Origin of the sequence: Delftia sp. 11MD (assembly GCF_050907895.1) — a bacterium.
Lineage (GTDB): Bacteria > Pseudomonadota > Gammaproteobacteria > Burkholderiales > Burkholderiaceae_C > Comamonas > Comamonas tsuruhatensis.
The window spans coordinates 3,934,565-3,950,996 of sequence record NZ_CP194333.1 but is presented as its reverse complement, the minus strand read 5'-3'; the positions used below and the strand labels follow the sequence as shown (position 1 = coordinate 3,950,996).

Annotated in this window: 14 protein-coding genes; 11 read left to right on the top strand and 3 right to left on the bottom strand. The window is 66.1% G+C overall.

All coding sequences use genetic code 11. The annotated features are described in order from the left end of the window. Window positions 1-18 precede the first annotated feature (18 nt). From ACRSCF_RS17840 to ACRSCF_RS17825, 4 genes are all read left to right on the top strand, one after another. Complete coding sequence (locus tag ACRSCF_RS17840; protein ID WP_034348785.1) at window positions 19-1,848, top strand: extracellular solute-binding protein; 1,830 nt, start codon at window positions 19-21, stop codon at window positions 1,846-1,848. A 96-nt stretch (window positions 1,849-1,944) separates the two neighbouring features. Beyond that, window positions 1,945-2,973, top strand: a complete 1,029-nt coding sequence (locus tag ACRSCF_RS17835; RefSeq protein WP_016448895.1) for a microcin C ABC transporter permease YejB — start codon at window positions 1,945-1,947, stop codon at window positions 2,971-2,973. A gap of 116 nt (window positions 2,974-3,089) precedes the next feature. Next, window positions 3,090-4,220 (top strand): ABC transporter permease, encoded by a 1,131-nt coding sequence (locus ACRSCF_RS17830; protein WP_235434632.1) that lies wholly within the window; start codon window positions 3,090-3,092, stop codon window positions 4,218-4,220. Beyond that, window positions 4,217-5,905, top strand: a complete 1,689-nt coding sequence (locus tag ACRSCF_RS17825; RefSeq protein ID WP_046240372.1) for an ABC transporter ATP-binding protein — start codon at window positions 4,217-4,219, stop codon at window positions 5,903-5,905. Before ACRSCF_RS17830 ends, ACRSCF_RS17825 begins: the two co-directional genes overlap by 4 nt. A gap of 24 nt (window positions 5,906-5,929) precedes the next feature. Here the strand turns inward: ACRSCF_RS17825 and ACRSCF_RS17820 are convergent, their stop codons facing one another. Beyond that, window positions 5,930-6,556 carry a lipocalin family protein gene (locus ACRSCF_RS17820; protein ID WP_016448892.1) on the bottom strand — a complete coding sequence of 209 codons (627 nt, stop codon included), beginning with the start codon at window positions 6,554-6,556 and terminating at the stop codon, window positions 5,930-5,932. Between the two features lie 246 nt (window positions 6,557-6,802). Between ACRSCF_RS17820 and ACRSCF_RS17815 the strand changes: the two genes are divergently transcribed. Then, window positions 6,803-6,964 (top strand): hypothetical protein, encoded by a 162-nt coding sequence (locus ACRSCF_RS17815; RefSeq protein WP_012204826.1) that lies wholly within the window; start codon window positions 6,803-6,805, stop codon window positions 6,962-6,964. A gap of 89 nt (window positions 6,965-7,053) precedes the next feature. On the opposite strand, the gene ACRSCF_RS17810 is transcribed toward ACRSCF_RS17815, so the two are convergent. Together ACRSCF_RS17810 and ACRSCF_RS17805 are read right to left on the bottom strand one after the other, a co-directional pair. Next, window positions 7,054-7,389: a MerR family transcriptional regulator gene (locus ACRSCF_RS17810; protein ID WP_034364349.1), complete on the bottom strand. Its 336-nt coding sequence runs from the start codon at window positions 7,387-7,389 to the stop codon at window positions 7,054-7,056. Further along, entirely contained in the window at window positions 7,386-8,375 is a 990-nt protein-coding gene (locus ACRSCF_RS17805) for a DnaJ C-terminal domain-containing protein (protein ID WP_244386305.1), read from the bottom strand. The genes ACRSCF_RS17810 and ACRSCF_RS17805 overlap by 4 nt, the downstream gene beginning before the upstream one ends. Before the next feature lie 168 nt (window positions 8,376-8,543). Here ACRSCF_RS17805 and ACRSCF_RS17800 point away from each other — a divergent pair, with 168 nt between their 5' ends. The 6 genes from ACRSCF_RS17800 to infB all read left to right on the top strand — a co-directional run bounded on the left by ACRSCF_RS17800 (window position 8,544) and on the right by infB (window position 16,430). Continuing rightward, entirely contained in the window at window positions 8,544-9,371 is an 828-nt protein-coding gene (locus tag ACRSCF_RS17800) for a c-type cytochrome (RefSeq protein ID WP_016452385.1), read from the top strand. Next, window positions 9,368-10,708, top strand: coding sequence for a c-type cytochrome (locus tag ACRSCF_RS17795; RefSeq protein ID WP_203399584.1), 1,341 nt, complete (start codon window positions 9,368-9,370; stop codon window positions 10,706-10,708). The genes ACRSCF_RS17800 and ACRSCF_RS17795 overlap by 4 nt, the downstream gene beginning before the upstream one ends. A gap of 10 nt (window positions 10,709-10,718) precedes the next feature. Further along, window positions 10,719-11,120 (top strand): thioredoxin family protein, encoded by a 402-nt coding sequence (locus ACRSCF_RS17790; RefSeq protein WP_016452383.1) that lies wholly within the window; start codon window positions 10,719-10,721, stop codon window positions 11,118-11,120. 278 nt (window positions 11,121-11,398) lie between these two features. After that, entirely contained in the window at window positions 11,399-11,977 is a 579-nt protein-coding gene (gene rimP / locus ACRSCF_RS17785; RefSeq protein WP_026062108.1) for a ribosome maturation factor RimP, read from the top strand. Between the two features lie 86 nt (window positions 11,978-12,063). Further along, on the top strand, window positions 12,064-13,551 hold the full coding sequence (nusA, locus tag ACRSCF_RS17780; RefSeq protein ID WP_016448885.1) for a transcription termination factor NusA: 1,488 nt from the start codon (window positions 12,064-12,066) through the stop codon (window positions 13,549-13,551). A 23-nt stretch (window positions 13,552-13,574) separates the two neighbouring features. Next, window positions 13,575-16,430: a translation initiation factor IF-2 gene (gene infB / locus ACRSCF_RS17775; protein WP_016448884.1), complete on the top strand. Its 2,856-nt coding sequence runs from the start codon at window positions 13,575-13,577 to the stop codon at window positions 16,428-16,430. Window positions 16,431-16,432: the final 2 nt, after the last annotated feature.

Genomic DNA, 16,432 nt, shown 5'->3' with positions numbered 1-16,432 from the left:
GTGGTGCAGAATTGTCGCATGCGCCATTGGATGATTTCTTCGCTGCTGCTGGCCTCGGCGTGTGTGCCGGCGTGGGGCTCGCATGCCTATGCCCTGTGGGGAGAGCCCCGCTATGCCGAGGGCTTCAGCCATTTCGACTATGTCAACGCCAAGGCCCCCAAGGGCGGCGAGCTGCGCCTGGTGAGCAACCTGCGCATCTCCACCTTTGACAAGTACAACCCGTTCACCATCAAAGGATCGTCTCCGGCCTATCTGGCCGAACTGATGTTCGACACCCTGCTGTGGCCCTCGCTGGACGAGACCGCCACGGGCTACGGACTGCTGGCAGAGGATGTGCAGGCTGCCCCCGACGGCCTGTCGGCCACGTTCCGGCTGCGGCCGCAAGCGCGCTTTCACAACGGCAAGCCCGTGCTGGCTGCCGATGTCAAGTTCAGCTATGACACGCTGGTGGGGCCGCACGCATTGCCTGGCTACCGATCGCTGTTCTTCGATGTGGCGGGGGTCGACGTGCTGGATGAACGCACGGTGCGCTTTCGCTTCAAGCAGCCGAACCGGGAACTGCCGCTGGTTGTGGGCGCCATTCCCGTCTTCAGCCGCGACTGGGGCATGGAAAACGGCAAGCCCAAGCCCTTCGACCAGGTGGTGACGGATACGCCCATCGGCAGTGGACCCTACAGGATAGGACCTGTGCGCTTCGGCAAGGACATCACCTATGTGCGCGACCCGGACTACTGGGGGCGCGATCTGCCCGCGCGCGTGGGCACGGCCAATTTCGACCGCATCTCCGTCAAGATCTACCGCGACAACACGGCGAAGCTAGAAGCGCTGAAGGCCGGCGAGTTCGACCTGATGCGTTTTTACAGCGCTGGCGACTGGGCGCGGCGCCTGTACGGCAAGCGCTTCGACCGGGGCGAGCTGGTCAAGGGCGAATTCAGCAACAAGCTGCCCTCGGGGTTCCAGAGCTATGTGCTCAATACCCGGCGCCCTTTGCTGCAGGACGTGCGCGTTCGCCGTGCGCTGGACCTGGCCCTGGACTACGAATGGATGAACCGGCAGATGTTCTACGGCTCCTACCAGCGCGTGCGCGGGCTGTTCGGCAACACGGCCTGCGAGACCCATGGCGAGCCCTCGCCAGAGGAGCTGGCGCTCATGGAGCCCCTGCGCAAGAGCATTCCGCCGGAGGCTTTCGGCCCCATGGCCGAGCCGCCGCGCACCGATGGCAACAACTCGCTGCGTGCCAACCTGCGCCAGGCGCGGCAATTGCTGGCCGATGCCGGCTGGACCATTCAGGATGGCGTGCTGCGCAATGCGCGGGGCCAGGCCATGGAGCTGGAGTACCTGGACAGCAGCGAGTCGGGCATACGCCAGGTCTCGCCCTGGATACGCAATCTGGAAAAGCTGGGCATACGGCTGCGCTTTCGCTCGGCGGACTTTGCGCTGTACCAGCAGCGCGTGGAGAAGTTCGACTACGACATCATCTCCATTGCCTACCAGGGCACGAACAACCCGGGCCAGGAATTCGCCGACCTGTTCGGCAGTCGGGCGGCGGACACGGACGGCTCGGGCAATTTTCCCGGAGTCAAGAATCCCGCCGTCGATGCCTTGATCCGGCGCATGACCGAGGCCAAGACCGAGGCGCAGCTGTTGCCCGCGTGCCACGCACTGGAGCGTGTCATCGCGCATGGACACTACCTGATTCCGCAGTGGAGCGCGGGAACGCACCGCATGGTCTACGACTCCTGGCGGCTGGTGCGGCCCGCCGTGGTTCCCGCGTACGCGAAGGGCGAGAGCTGGGCCATGGATACCTGGTGGGCCCGCATGCCGGTGCTGACCGCGCCGCCTCCATGAGCGGGCGCTGCCGCCGCATCGTTGCGATCCGTTGCATGATGGGCACGCTCCCGGGCCGGGGTGCCCCCCGGCAATCGACATAATGCAGGACTTCTTATGTGGGCCTACATACTCAAACGCTTGCTGCTGATGGTGCCGACCCTGCTGGGCGTGCTGCTGCTGACTTTCGTGGTCGTGCAGTTCGTGCCCGGTGGCCCGGTGGAGCAGTACCTTGCCGAAGCCAAGGCCAGCGTGGGCCGTGGCGGCGAAGGCGGTGGCCTGGCCTACCGTGGCAACCAGGGGGTGGACCCCCAGCGCATAGAGCAGATCAAGGCCCTCTACGGGTTTGACAAGCCGGCCCATGAGCGCTTCTTCCAGATGCTCGGGCAGTTCGCGCGGTTCGATCTGGGGCGCAGTTTCTTTCAGAACAAGGATGTCTGGCAGCTGATCAAGGAGAAGCTGCCGGTCTCGGCCAGCCTGGGCCTGTGGACCTTTTTCATCAGCTACCTCGTGGCCGTGCCCCTGGGCATTGCCAAGGCCGTGCGTGCCGGCTCGCGTTTCGACTTCTTCACCACGCTGCTGATCCTGGTGGGCTATGCGATTCCGGGCTTTGTGCTGGGCGTGGCGCTGCTGGTGATCTTCGGCGGGCAGCTGCAATGGTTTCCGCTGCGCGGGCTGACCTCGGCCAACTGGGATGAGCTGTCCTGGGGCGCGCGCATCGTGGACTATCTATGGCATATCGCGCTGCCGGTCACGGCCATGGTGGCGGGCAGCTTCGCCATCACCGCCATGCTCACCAAGAATGCCTTTCTGGAAGAGATCCGCAAGCAATATGTGCTGACAGCCCGCGCCAAGGGCCTGTCGGAGCGGCAGGTGCTTTATCGGCATGTGCTGCGCAATGCGCTGATTCCCATCGTCACCGGCTTTCCGGCCGCCTTCATCGGTGCCTTCTTCACGGGCTCGCTGCTGATAGAAACGCTGTTCTCGCTGGACGGCCTGGGCCTGCTCAGCTATGACAGCGTGATACGGCGCGACTATCCCGTGGTGCTGGGCACGCTGTACCTGTTCACGCTGATCGGCCTGGTGACCAAGCTGGTCAGCGATCTTTGTTATGTGTGGGTGGATCCGCGTGTACGGTTTGACTAGGTACCTTCCGAGCCGCTTCGCGGCTTGCCCGGTATGCACGGCGCCCTGTATCGCGGGGGGCGGACGGGCGGCGCGTGGCGCCGGGCTTCGTTTCCTGGAGCGACATGGACACTGAAATGCAATCCGTTGTGGTTTCTGGAACGGGGCTGCCAGGGGCTGGGGCGGCTGCACCGCTGGCGGCGGCGGCGGTTTCGCCGGCGCGGCGGGCCTGGCTGCGGTTCAGGCGCAATCGGCTGGGATATTGGAGCCTGGTCGCTTTTTGCGTGATGGTGGTGCTGAGCCTGGGCGCCGAGCTGATCAGCAACGACCGGCCCCTGGTGGTGCGCTACGAAGGCCAGACCTACTGGCCGCTGTGGAACGATTATTCCGAGAAGACCTTCGGCGGCGACTTCGAGACGGCGGCCGACTATCTGGATCCCTACATCCGGGATCGCCTGAGCCAGGGTGGCAACTGGGCGCTGTACACGCTCAATCCCTACGGACCGCAGGCGCTCAACTACTTTGCGAGCTTGCCCAATCCGGCGCCGCCCTCGCGCGAGAACCTGCTGGGCACGGATGATCGCGGGCGCGATCTGCTGGCGCAACTGATCTACGGCTTTCGCGTGAGCGTGCTGTTTGCGCTGGCGCTGACGGCCTCCGGCGTGGTGCTGGGCGTGGTGACGGGGGCCATCCAGGGCTTTTTCGGCGGCAGGACCGATCTGGCGTTTCAGCGCTTCATCGAGATCTGGGGCTCCATGCCCGAGCTGTATCTGCTGATCATCTTCAGCGCGGTGCTGGCGCCCAGCGTCTCGCTGCTGCTGGTGCTGCTGTCGCTGTTCGGCTGGATGGGGCTGTCGGACTATGTGCGGGCCGAATTCCTGCGCAACCGCCAGCTCGACTACGTGAAGTCGGCGCGTGCGCTGGGCGTGGGCAATGGCGCGCTGATCTGGCGCCATCTGCTGCCCAACAGCATGACGCCCGTGGTCACCTTTTTGCCGTTTCGCATGAGTGCAGCCATCCTGGCGCTGACTTCGCTTGATTTCCTGGGCCTGGGCGTTCCGCCCGATACGCCCAGCCTGGGCGAGTTGCTGAGCCAGGGCAAGAACAGCATCGATGCCTGGTGGATCTCGCTGTCCACCTTTGCGGTGCTGGTGGTGACGCTGCTGCTGCTGACCTTCATGGGCGATGCGCTGCGCGATGCCCTGGACCCGCGCAAGGCCGCTGCCACCGATGCAGCTCCGGCCGTTGATGCGAAGGATGCCGCATGAACGCAGAGCAGCCGGCAATGGACATGCCTTCCGCCCCCGGTCGCGGCCGGACGCTGCTGTCTGTGCGCAACCTGCGCGTGCGCTTTGGCAGCAAGGACGTGGTGCACGGCGTGAGCTTCGATCTGGCGGCCGGTGAGAAGCTGGCGCTGGTGGGTGAGTCCGGTTCGGGCAAGACCATCACGGCGCTGTCCCTGCTGCGGCTGGCCGGTGACGCCCAGCTGGGCGGGCAGGCGCTTTTCGACGGCCGCGACCTCCTGCGCCTGCCCGAGCGCGAGATGCGGGCCGTGCGCGGCGGCGACGTGGCCATGATCTTCCAGGAGCCCATGACGGCGCTCAATCCGCTGATGACCGTGGGCGAACAGGTGGGCGAGGTGCTGCGCCTCAAGCAGGGGCTGACGCGGGCGCAGTCCCTGGCCCAGGCGGCCGAACTGCTGGCGACCACGGGCATTGCCGAGCCCGTGCGCCGTGCCCGCGCCTTTCCGCATCAGCTCAGCGGCGGCCAGCGTCAGCGCGCCATGATCGCCATGGCACTGGCCAGCAGCCCGCGCCTGCTGCTGGCCGATGAGCCGACCACGGCGCTCGACGTCACGCTGCGCGGACAGATCCTGCAATTGCTCGATGACCTGCAACGCCAGACCGGCATGGCTGTGCTGATGATCACCCACGACCTGCACCTGGTGCGGCGCTTTGCCGATCGCGTGGCGGTGATGGAGCGCGGGCAGCTGGTGGAGCAGGGCGAGGTGCCGGCGGTCATGGCAGCTCCGCGCCATGCCTACACGCGCAAGCTGCTGGCCAGTGTGCCGCGCCGCGATCTGGTCGAGGCGCAGGCCGGTACACCGGGGGCGGCTCCCGAGCCGCTGGTCCATGCGCAGGGCCTCAAGGTCAGCTACCCGGTGCCGTTGACGGGCGTGCGCGGCTGGTTTGGCCAGGGGCGTTTTGTTGCCGTGCAGTCCGCCGACCTGGACCTGATGCCCGGGCGCACCGTGGGTGTGGTCGGGGAGTCGGGCTCGGGCAAGTCCACGCTGGCCCAGGCCGTGCTGGGCCTGCTGCCGCATGAAGGCCAGCTGCGCATCGCTGGCCAGGCCTGGAGGCAGCCGGCCACGCGCAACTCGCCGGCCAATCTTGCGCTGCGGCGCAAGGTGCAAGTGGTGTTCCAGGACCCGTATTCATCGCTGTCGCCACGGCTGACGCTGGAGCAGATCGTTGGCGAGGGCCTGCGCGTGCACGCCCCGGCGCTCACGGGGCGGCAGCGCCGTGACCGCGTCGTGGACATGCTGTCTGCCGTCGGGCTGACGGATGAGCAGTTCCCCGGTCTGCTCGATCGCTATCCGCATGAGTTCTCCGGGGGCCAGCGCCAGCGTATCGCCATTGCGCGTGCCCTGGTGCTGGAGCCTGAAGTGCTGGTGCTTGACGAGCCTACCAGTGCGCTGGATGTGACCATTCAGCAGCAGGTGCTGGGCCTGCTGCAGCGGCTGCAGCGCGAACGTGGCCTGGCCTATCTGCTCATCACGCACGATGTGGACGTGATCCGCGCCATGGCCCATGACGTGGTGGTGATGAAGGATGGTGCCATCGTCGAATCCGGCCCCGTGGCCCAGGTGCTGGGCGCGCCGCGTGAGTCCTATACCCAGCGGCTGGTGGAGGCTGCTGGCTTTTCGGGTGACGGCATGCCCGAAGGGTTCTGAGTTCGCCGGCCTGCCGCCGGGCCGCTACCAGCTGCCTGTGGGATTGACCCCGTCCTGAAGAATCCACTGCACCTTGTCCACGGGCACGCCCAGCAGCCGGGCCTGGGCCAGCAGGCGCGCTGCCACGCCATCGGGCAGTTCAGGGGTGCGCGAAAGAATCCAGAAATAGCGCAGGTCCGAGCCGACCACCATGGCCCAGCGGTAGTCGGCATCCAGGGCCACCACGTTGTAGCCGCCGTAGAACGGTCCGAAGAACGAGACCTTGAGCGCCGCAACGCCGGGGCCATGCACCGTGCGGGCCTTGCCTTCAGCGGACTTCCAGCGCCGGCGGCCTGCGTCGTAGCCCCGGTTCAGCACATGCACGCTTCCATCGGGAAGCGGCGTGTATTCGGCCTGGGTGCGCTCCAGGCCTTTTTCGAAGCGGTGGTCTATGCGGGCCACTTCGTACCAGCGGCCCATGTAGCGCTGGATGTCCCAGCCGCGTACGGGCTCCACTGTGGCAGGAATGGGCGGGTTGCGCAGGCCCTTCCAAAGCAAGGCGGCTGCAGCGGCCCCGACGGCAAGCCCAGCCAGGCCTGCCGCGGGCCGAACCCAGGCAGGGCGGGGTGTGGACGGGGTGGTGACTTCTGTGCGTGGTTGGCGGGGTGACATCGTGCGGAACTCCGTGTTCAGGCAGAGCGCATGCCAGGGGCATCATGTGCGCTTGGCAGCGTGCTCCTACTTTAGGACAGAACGCCGGGCCGCGGTGTAGGCCGGCGCTGCCGGAACTGCGGCTGTGCGGGCTGCGCAACGCAGGAACTTTCCCTATGCCGGAGCAGGCCATGTGTTTTTTTATGCGCGGGCCTGCAGGTCTATGGCCTAATTGCGCGTTCTCATTTTTTTGAAGAAGGAAATGCCATGGGCAACAAGATCGTTACCGAAGCCGACCGCAAGTTCACTCCCCAGCCTCCCCTGCCCAACGGCGTCACCCTGCCGACGCCCGGCCGTGGCCAGCGCGTGAGCCGCGCCCGTGGCGCCCACACCCATACCAAGAAGAACCCCGGCAAGCGTCACCGCTGAGCACGGCGGGCCGCATGCATGCCTGCTGCGGCCGCGTTCTGAAAGCAAGAGCCCTCGAAAGAGGGCTTTTGCTTTTGGGGCGAATGCGCTCAGTGCTGCAGTGCCTGGAGCTTGCGGCGCAGCATCTGCACTTCCTCGATCAGGTCCGCCGTCAGCGCGGCCAGTTGAGGGTCGGCATCGAAGCTGTGCTCCAGATGGGCTATGCGGCGCGCGCGCACCAGCATGTGGCCGCTGAAGCGCCACTGTGCCTGCGCGTCGGCCGCGTCGCCGGCCGGCTCGTTCTCGCAGTACAGCACCCCGGTCTGCACGCGCTCCACCACCCAGGCGGTGTTGCGCTGGCAGTGGCGGGCGAGATCGTGCAGATCCAGTGCGCCTTCATCCAGCAGTTCTGCAGGTTCGTAGAAGGGATACAGCGGCGTGCTCATCGCGAGGCTCCTTGGCCCGTGCCGTGCTGGCGGGCATCGAACGAGGGGAAGGCCTGGGCCAGTGCTGCATAGGCCTGGCGCTGGGCGTCGGTCTTGGGCTCGGGCAGGGCGATGCCCAGCACCAGGTACAGGTCGCCCGGCGTGGCGGCTGGCAAGCCCTTGCCCTTGATGCGCAGCTTGCGGCCAGCGCGGCTGCCCGCGGGCACGCTGACCTCGAATTCACCGGCAATGGTGGCCACGCGGACCGGGCCGCCCAGTGCGGCTTCCCAGGGAGCCAGGGACACGGGCTGGTAGACATCCTTGCCCTCGGCCCACCAGCGCGGGTCGTGGCGCAGATGCACCTGCAGCAGCAGGTCGCCTGCCGGACCCTTGCCTAGGCCCTGGCCGCCCTGGCCTGCCAGACGGATCATCTGGCCTTCGCGCACGCCCTTGGGAATGCTGACCTGCAATTCCTTGTCCCGCGCCACCGGCCGCCCGTCCTCATCCAGCACCGTGCTGCGCAGGTGCAGGCTGCGCTGGGCGCCGTGGTAGCTGTCCAGCAGGTCCAGCTCGATGCTGGCGTGCTGGTCCTGCCCCCGCAGGTCGGGTGGAGGTCGGTGCTGCCCGCCGCCCGCATGGCGCGCGCGGGCGCCCTGGCCGAACATCTGCGAGAAGAATTCGCTGAAATCCGCATCGCCGTCCGGCATGGCGCCATCGCCGCTGCGAAAGTGGAAGTCCTGACCTTCCCAGTCCGGTGGCGGCTGGAATCCGCCGGCGCCTGCGTTGCGGCGGGGCGCATCGGCCAGCGCGTCGTAGGCGGCACGCTTTTCGGGATCGGACAGCACGGCGTTGGCTTCATTGATCTCGGCCATGCGTTGCGAGGCATCCGCTTCCTTGCTGATGTCCGGGTGGTACTTGCGCGCCAGCTTGCGGTAGGCCTTCTTGATCTCGTCAGCACTGGCCTGCCGGTCCACGGCCAGGATGCGGTAGTAGTCCTTGTATTCCATGAATTTCCGTCCTCCAGCCCTTGCGGGCGATGTTCTGGACAAGCCAGAAGCCAGCATAGCCCGGTCATGGCAGGGTCTCAACCGATGGGCCTTTTCCTGCTGGACTGGCATCTTGTGACGGGCTTACTACATTCGCGCGTCGGCAGGACGCAACAGGAGGCGTCGGACATGGCACATGGCAGGCGATGGCGGTACGGGACAGGGCTTTCAGGCGTCAAGGGGGCAAGGAGCTTGCTGGGCGCATGGCTGGCGGCCTGTGCATGCGGCGTGATGGCGCAGTCCGCCCAGCCGGCACCGGGCGTGCCGATGGCGGACCTGCCCCCCGCCGTGGTCAGTGCGCCTCTGCCCGATGTGGGCTCCATGGCGTCCAGGGTACTGGCCTGCACGGCCTGCCATGGTCCCGAGGGACGGGCCACACCCAGCGGCTACTTTCCTCGCATTGCGGGCAAGCCTGCGGGCTATCTTTACCGCCAGCTCAAGAATTTCCAGCAGGGGCGCCGCAGCTATCCGGCAATGAACCGGCTGATCGAATTCATGTCGGACGACTATCTGCGCCAGATCGCCGTGCATTTCGCAAGCCTTGAGCTGCCCTATGCGCCGCCCGTGCCGGCGCAGCTGCCGCCCGCCGACCTCGCGCGTGGCGAGCAGCTGGTGCTGCAGGGCGACGCGCAGCGGGGCCTGCCCGCCTGTGCTGCCTGCCATGGCCAGCGGCTCATGGGCGCGGGCGACGATATCCCGGGTCTGCTGGGCCTGTCACGCGACTATCTCAACAGCCAGATAGGCGCCTGGCGCTCGGGCCAGCGCCAGGCGGCCGCTCCCGATTGCATGGACCAGGTGGCCAAGGCGCTGACGCCGCAGGAAGTCGTGGCCGTCACGGCATGGCTGTCGTCGCGGCCTGCATCGGCGACGCCGGGAGGGCACGAGGCCTTGGCGCGCTCCTTGCCGCTGCGCTGCGGTGCGGTGGCCGCTGTGGGCGGTCAGGAGGGCAGGCCATGAGTGTCCAAGTGGAAAATCCGGCCAGCGCGAGCGTACGCGGGCGGTGGCCCCTGCTGGCTCTTGTGGTCCTGGCCCTGGTCCTGGTGGGGCTGCTGCTGGTCTGGCTCAACCTGCGGGGGGAGCAGGGGGTTCATGCCTATGGCCACGGCGGCTGGTCGGGATCGACCGAAACACAGGCCGCCCTGGTCGAGCGCGGCGCCTACCTTGCGCGGGTAGGCAACTGCGCTGGCTGTCACACGGCGGCGGGCGGTGCCGAATATGCGGGCGGGCGGGGCTTGCCCACCGCGTTCGGCACGCTGTACACCAGCAATCTCACCTCCGACAAGGAGACGGGCTTGGGACTGTGGTCGGCGCAGGACTTCTGGCGTGCGCTGCACAACGGGCGCTCGCGCGAAGGTCGCCTGCTGTATCCCGCCTTCCCGTATGACAGCTACACCCGCGTGACGCGCGCCGATTCGGACGCCTTGTTCGCCTATCTTCAAAGCCTGCCCGCCGTGCGCGCGCAGACGCCGCCGCATGCGCTGGACTTTCCCTATGGCTGGCAGGGGTCGCTGGCCGTCTGGCGGGCGCTGTTCTTCTCGCCGAAGGATTGGCAGGACCAGCCAGGGAAGGCCCCGGCCTGGAATCGCGGCGCCTATCTTGCCCAGGGGCTGGGCCATTGCGCGGCCTGCCATGCGCCGCGCAATGGCCTGGGTGCCTCCGGCCAGGCCATGTCCGGCGGCTTTGTGGCAGGGCAGTCCTGGTATGCGCCTTCGCTGCTCGATCCCGGCGAGGCGGGTGTGCGTGCCGGCCAGGAGTCCGCCTGGGTGCAGTTGCTGCAGACGGGGTCCGGCCCTTCAGGCTCGGCACTGGGCCCCATGGCCGAAGTCGTGGCGCGCAGCACCCAGCACTGGCAGCCACAGGATCTGCAGGCGCTGGCTTCCTATCTGCAGGAGCGGGGTGCTGCTGCCCCAGCTGCCGGCACAGACGGGCACGGCGCCATCAAGGCTGTGCAGCCTGGGCAGATGGCCTTGGGGCGGGCCGTGTACGAACGGCAGTGCGCGGTCTGCCATGGTGCGCATGGCCAGGGAACACCGGGCGCGTTTCCTGCGCTGGCCGGCAATGCTTCCGTGACCATGGCCGAGCCGCGCAACCTGCTGCTGGTGCTGCTGGACGGTGGCTATCCCCCGTCCACGCGGCAACAGCCGCAGCCGCATGGCATGCCGCCCTTTGGCCATGTGCTGTCTGACGCACAGGTGGCCGCCGTGGCCAGCTATGTGCGCAATGCCTGGGGCAACAAGGCGGCGGAAATCGGTACCATGGAGGTTTATCGCGCCCGGGAAGGGCGTGGTTTCTGAGAGGTTTTCCATGGATTCAATGGCCGGCAAGCTGCCGGACGACAGCGCGGCAGCCAGCCCCTGGTGGGTGGTTTGCCTGTGTGCGCAATGGTGCGGCGTTTGCAACCAGTACCGGAGCGCGTTTGCGGAGCTGGCCACCCAGTTCCCGCAGATGCACTTCGTCTGGCTTGATGTCGAGGACCGCGAGGATGTGGCCGGGGACCTGGACATCGAAACCTTTCCCTCTGTGCTGATCGCTGACGGCGAGCGCGCGCGCTTTCTGGGGCCGGTGCTGCCCCAGCCGGGCGTTGTGGCGCGCATGCTGCAGTCATTGGCCCAGGACCCTGGCGCGGCCCCGGCCGACCCCGCCGAAGCGCAGGCCCTTTTGCGGCGGCTTCAGTCGGCGCAGGCGCTTGAGCGCGTGGGCGCCTGAGCATCCGGCGGAGGGGTGTCCGCCCTGGCCTGGGCTGCCTTGCGCAGTGCCTGCCAGCGCCTGTTTTTGTACGGCGCGAACTTGGCCTGGAGGTCGTTTGCGGATACAATGGCATATTCACGACCAAACGGGCGGGTACCAACCGCCCTTTTTTTTGGGCGATCTTCGGGCGACCTTAGGGATTGCCATGGGGCTCGGCGCTGTTGGGACATGGCTGCTGCCAAGGTTCCAGGGGCGTTCCGGGTCTTTTGTGTTTGCAGGATTGAATTTAATTACACGTGGCACTACAGCAAATCGTTGAACAAACCGTGACAGGTCTGGGCTATGACCTGGTGGAAATAGAACGCTCGGCAGGCGGGCTGTTGCGCGTCACAATTGATTTGCCTTGGCAGCCCCCGGTGGAGGGCGAGCCGGTGGTGCCGGAGCAGTTCGTGACAGTCGAGGACTGCGAGAAGATCACGCGCCAGCTGCAGTTCGCGCTGGAGGTCGATGGCACGGATTACACGCGCCTCGAGGTCTCCTCCCCGGGCATCGACCGCCCCCTGCGGCATGAGCAGGACTTCATCCGCTTTGTCGGGGAAGTCATCGACCTGACCCTCAAGGAGCCCATCGGCGCCGCCGCTGAAGGGCAGGTCAGCGCCAATCGCAAGAAATTCCGCGGCACGCTGGAGCGTGCCGAAGGTGGTGGCTGGCAGATCGTCTGGAGCGACGAGCCACCCGTCAAGCCTGGCCAGAGGGTCAGCAAGAAGCGTGTTCCCGCGCCCCTGCAGGCGCTGGGTTTCACGCTGGAGGAGCTGCGCGAGGCGCGTCTGGCTCCCCTTGTGGATTTCAAGGGGCGTTCTGCCAAGCCGGTCTGATCGGAGCGGGCAGGGTACGTCGAATCATTGGGGCAGAAGGGCATTGCCATCCCCTTTCTGCGTGATTGAAATAGGAGAGTCGTCGCATGAATCGCGAATTGTTGATGTTGGTAGAAGCCATTTCGCGCGAAAAGAACGTGGAGCGCGATTTGGTGTTCGGTGCAGTGGAATCGGCCCTGGCCCAAGCCACGAAGAAGCTGTACCAAGGTGAAGTGGACATCCGCGTGGCCATCGATCGCGACAGCGGTAACTACGACACCTTCCGCCGCTGGCTGGTGGTGCCCGATGATGCGGGCCTGCAAAACCCCGATGCCGAAGAAATGCTGATGGACGCACAGGACCGCGTCCCCGGCATCTCCGAAGGCGAGTACATCGAGGAAGAGATCGAGTCGGTGCCCATCGGCCGCATCGGTGCGATGGCGGCCAAGCAGGTCATCCTGCAAAAGATCCGCGATGCCGAGCGCGAAATGCTGCTCAACGAGTTCCTGTCGCGCGGTGACCGGATCTTCACGGGCACGGTCAAGCGCATGGACAAGGGCGACATCATCGTCGAGGCCGGCCGTGTCGAAGGACGCCTGCGCCGCAGCGAAATGATCCCCAAGGAAAACCTGCGCAACGGCGACCGCGTGCGGGCCATGATCATGGAAGTGGACGCCACGCTGCGCGGCGCGCCCATCATCCTGTCGCGTTCGGCGCCGGAGTTCATGGTCGAGCTGTTCCGCAACGAAGTGCCCGAGATCGAGCAGGGCCTGCTGGAGATCAAGAGCTGCGCTCGCGATGCCGGCAGCCGCGCCAAGATCGCCGTGCTCAGCCATGACAAGCGTGTCGATCCCATCGGCACCTGTGTCGGCGTGCGGGGCACCCGCGTCAACGCCGTCACCAATGAATTGGCTGGCGAGCGCGTGGACATCGTGCTGTGGTCCGAGGACCCCGCACAGTTCGTGATCGGTGCGCTGGCTCCGGCCAATGTGTCGTCCATCGTTGTGGACGAGGAAAAGCACGCTATGGACGTGGTGGTTGACGAGGAAAACCTCGCCATCGCCATCGGCCGTGGCGGCCAGAACGTTCGCCTGGCTTCCGAGCTTACCGGCTGGAAGATCAACATCATGGACGCGGCTGAGTCTGCGCAAAAGCAGGCGGACGAGTCTGCTGTTGCGCGCCAGCTGTTCATGGAAAAGCTCGATGTGGACGAGGAAATCGCCAACATCCTCATCGAGGAAGGTTTCGAGACCCTGGAAGAAGTGGCCTACGTGCCGCTGCAGGAAATGCTCGAAATCGAGGCGTTCGACGAAGAGACGGTGAACGAGCTGCGCACCCGTGCGAAGGATGCCCTGCTGACGCAGGAAATCGCGCACGAGGAAAACGTGGGCAAGGTGTCGCAGGATCTGCTGACGCTCGAGGGAATGACTCCGGAGATCGTGGACAAGCTGGCCGAGGCCAATGTGCACACTCGCGACGATCTGGCCGATCTGGCCATCGATGAGTTGACCGAGCTGACCGGGCAGACCGAGGAAGAAGCGAAGGCTTTGATCATGAAGGCGCGTGAGCACTGGTTCACCGAAGGGCAAGAGTAAGGTCAGGGAGGTTCAGAGCATTTATGTCCAGTAATACGGTTGCCGAGTTTGCAAAAGAGCTCAACAAGACCCCTGACACGTTGCTGCAGCAGCTCAAGGCTGCAGGCGTCGCCAAGGACAACGCATCGGATGCGTTGACCGACGGCGACAAGCAGCAACTGCTCAGCCATCTGCAGGCCAGCCACGGAAGTGGCGCCAAGAAGATCACGCTGACCAAACGGTCCACCAGCGAGATCAAGCAGGCCGATTCGTCGGGCCGCGCCCGCACCATCCAGGTGGAAGTGCGCAAGAAGCGCACCTTCGTCAAGCGCGACGAGGCCGCCGAAGGCGCCTCCGATCCCGCTGCCGTTGCGGCTGCCCAGGAGCAGCGCGCGGCGTCGGAGCGCGAATCTCAGGAATTGGTGCGCCGCGAAGGGGAAGCACGTCGCCAGGCCGAAATGATCGGCCGGGAGGAGGAAGAATTGGCACAGCAACGCCGTGAGCGCGAAGAGCGCGAGCTAGTCCAACAGCGCGAGCGCGAAGCCGAAGAGCGCGCAGCCGCCTATGCGGCTGCCGAAGCCGCAAAGATTGTCGAGGCCAACCGCGCTAAGCAGGAAGCCTCGCGCGAGCAGGCTGCCGGCCAGATAGCGCGCGCTGAAGCCCAGCTCGCGGCACGCGCCAAGGCCGAGGAAGAGTCCAAGGCCCGTGCGGCCGAGGAAGCCGAACGCGCCAAGGATCTGGAAGACCGCCGCCGCAAGGCGCTGGCCGAAGCCGAAGCCATTCGCGCCATGATGGCTGCGCCCAAGAAGGTGCTCGTGGCCAAGAAGCCCGAAGAGCCCAAGCCCGTGGCAAAGCCTGCAGCGCCTGCTGCCGCCGATGCCAAGAAGACCACGCTGCACAAGCCCGCTGGCACGACCGCCGGCGGAGCCGGTGCGCGCGCGCCTGCCGGCGCCGGCAAGGAAGTCAAGTCCGCCAAGCTCTCCTCGAGCTGGGCCGGCGATGGCAAGAAGAAGGAAATCAAGACCCGTGGCGACAGCTCCGGTGGCGTGGGCGGCCGTTCCAACTGGCGCGGCGGCCCGCGTGGCGGCCGTCGTGGCAATGACCGCAATGACGGACAGCACCAGAGCGCGGCAACGGAATTCCGCGCCATCGAAGTGCACGTGCCCGAGACCATCACCGTGGCCGAGCTGGCGCACAAGATGTCGGTCAAGGCATCCGAGCTGATCAAGGTGCTGATGAAGATGGGCCAGATGGTCACCATCAACCAGCCCCTGGATCAGGACACCGCCATGATCGTGGTCGAGGAAATGGGCCACACCGCCAAGGTCGCTGCGCTGGACGATCCCGAAGCCTTCACGGCCGAGGAAGTGTCCCAGCAGGAAGCTGCCCAGGAGTCGCGCGCCCCCGTGGTCACCGTCATGGGCCACGTGGACCACGGCAAGACCTCGCTGCTGGACTACATCCGCCGCACCAAGGTTGCGTCGGGCGAAGCCGGCGGCATCACCCAGCACATCGGTGCCTACCATGTGACGACGCCCCGCGGCATCGTCACCTTCCTGGACACCCCGGGCCACGAGGCCTTCACGGCCATGCGTGCCCGTGGTGCACAGGCCACCGACATCGTCATCCTGGTGTGCGCTGCCGACGACGGCGTGATGCCCCAGACCAAGGAAGCCATCAAGCACGCGAAGGCGGCGGGTGTGCCCATCGTGGTTGCCATCACCAAGGCCGACAAGCCCGATGCCAACCTCGACCGCGTCAAGCAAGGCCTGGTGGCCGAGCAGGTGGTGCCTGAAGAGTACGGCGGCGAGTCCCCGTTCATCGCCGTGTCGTCCAAGACCGGCCAGGGCATCGACGAGCTGCTGGAACAGGTCCTGCTGCAGGCCGAAGTGCTGGAGCTGACCGCTCCCGTGGAAGCCGCTGCCAAGGGTCTGGTCATCGAAGCGCAGCTGGACAAGGGCCGCGGCCCCGTGGCCACGGTGCTGGTGCAGTCCGGCACGCTGAAGGTGGGCGACGTGGTGCTGGCAGGCCAGACCTACGGCCGCGTGCGCGCCATGCTGGACGAAGACGGCAAGCAGACCAAGTCCGCTGGCCCCTCCATCCCGGTGGAAATCCAGGGTCTGTCCGACGTGCCCCAGGCCGGCGACGACTTCATGGTGCTGCAGGACGAGCGCCGCGCTCGCGAAATCGCGACCTACCGCGCCGGCAAGTTCCGCAACACCAAGCTGGCTCGCCAGCAGGCTGCCAAGCTCGAGAACATGTTCGCCGAAATGGGTGCGGGCGAGGTCCAGACCCTGCCCATCATCGTCAAGGCCGACATGCAGGGCTCGCAGGAAGCACTGGGCGCATCGCTGCTCAAGCTCTCCACCGAAGAGATCCGCGTGCAGCTGGTCTACTCGGGCGTGGGCGGCATCAGCGAGTCCGACGTGAACCTGGCGCTGGCCTCCAAGGCCATCATCATCGGCTTCAACGTCCGGGCCGATGCCCAGGCGCGCAAGACGGCCGAGAGCAACGATGTGGACCTGCGCTACTACAACATCATCTACGACGCCGTCGAAGAGGTGAAGGCAGCGATGTCCGGCATGCTGGCTCCCGAGCGCAAGGAAGAGATCATCGGCATGGCCGAGATCCGTACCGTGTTCGTGGCGTCGAAGATCGGCACCGTGGCCGGCTCGTACATCACGCAAGGCCAGGTTACGCGCAATGCGCATTTCCGCCTGCTGCGCGAGAACGTGGTCATCTACACGGGCGAGATCGAATCGCTCAAGCGCCTGAAGGACGACGTCAAGGAAGTCAAGGAAGGCTTCGAGTGCGGTATCAAGCTCAAGAACTACAACGACATTCGCGAAGGCGACGTGCTCGAAGTGTTCGAGATCAAGGAAATCGCGCGCTCGCTGTAATT

Excerpts from the sequence above, each read along its gene's own strand:
- ACRSCF_RS17840 (WP_034348785.1), top strand. The coding sequence starts at position 19 with ATGCGCCATTGGATGATTTCTTCGCTGCTGCTGGCCTCGGCGTGTGTG.
- ACRSCF_RS17835 (WP_016448895.1), top strand. The coding sequence starts at position 1,945 with ATGTGGGCCTACATACTCAAACGCTTGCTGCTGATGGTGCCGACCCTG.
- ACRSCF_RS17830 (WP_235434632.1), top strand. The coding sequence starts at position 3,090 with ATGCAATCCGTTGTGGTTTCTGGAACGGGGCTGCCAGGGGCTGGGGCG.
- ACRSCF_RS17825 (WP_046240372.1), top strand. The coding sequence starts at position 4,217 with ATGAACGCAGAGCAGCCGGCAATGGACATGCCTTCCGCCCCCGGTCGC.
- ACRSCF_RS17820 (WP_016448892.1), bottom strand. The coding sequence starts at position 6,556 with ATGTCACCCCGCCAACCACGCACAGAAGTCACCACCCCGTCCACACCC.
- ACRSCF_RS17815 (WP_012204826.1), top strand. The coding sequence starts at position 6,803 with ATGGGCAACAAGATCGTTACCGAAGCCGACCGCAAGTTCACTCCCCAG.
- ACRSCF_RS17810 (WP_034364349.1), bottom strand. The coding sequence starts at position 7,389 with ATGAGCACGCCGCTGTATCCCTTCTACGAACCTGCAGAACTGCTGGAT.
- ACRSCF_RS17805 (WP_244386305.1), bottom strand. The coding sequence starts at position 8,375 with ATGGAATACAAGGACTACTACCGCATCCTGGCCGTGGACCGGCAGGCC.
- ACRSCF_RS17800 (WP_016452385.1), top strand. The coding sequence starts at position 8,544 with ATGGCACATGGCAGGCGATGGCGGTACGGGACAGGGCTTTCAGGCGTC.
- ACRSCF_RS17795 (WP_203399584.1), top strand. The coding sequence starts at position 9,368 with ATGAGTGTCCAAGTGGAAAATCCGGCCAGCGCGAGCGTACGCGGGCGG.
- ACRSCF_RS17790 (WP_016452383.1), top strand. The coding sequence starts at position 10,719 with ATGGATTCAATGGCCGGCAAGCTGCCGGACGACAGCGCGGCAGCCAGC.
- nusA (WP_016448885.1), top strand. The coding sequence starts at position 12,064 with ATGAATCGCGAATTGTTGATGTTGGTAGAAGCCATTTCGCGCGAAAAG.
- infB (WP_016448884.1), top strand. The coding sequence starts at position 13,575 with ATGTCCAGTAATACGGTTGCCGAGTTTGCAAAAGAGCTCAACAAGACC.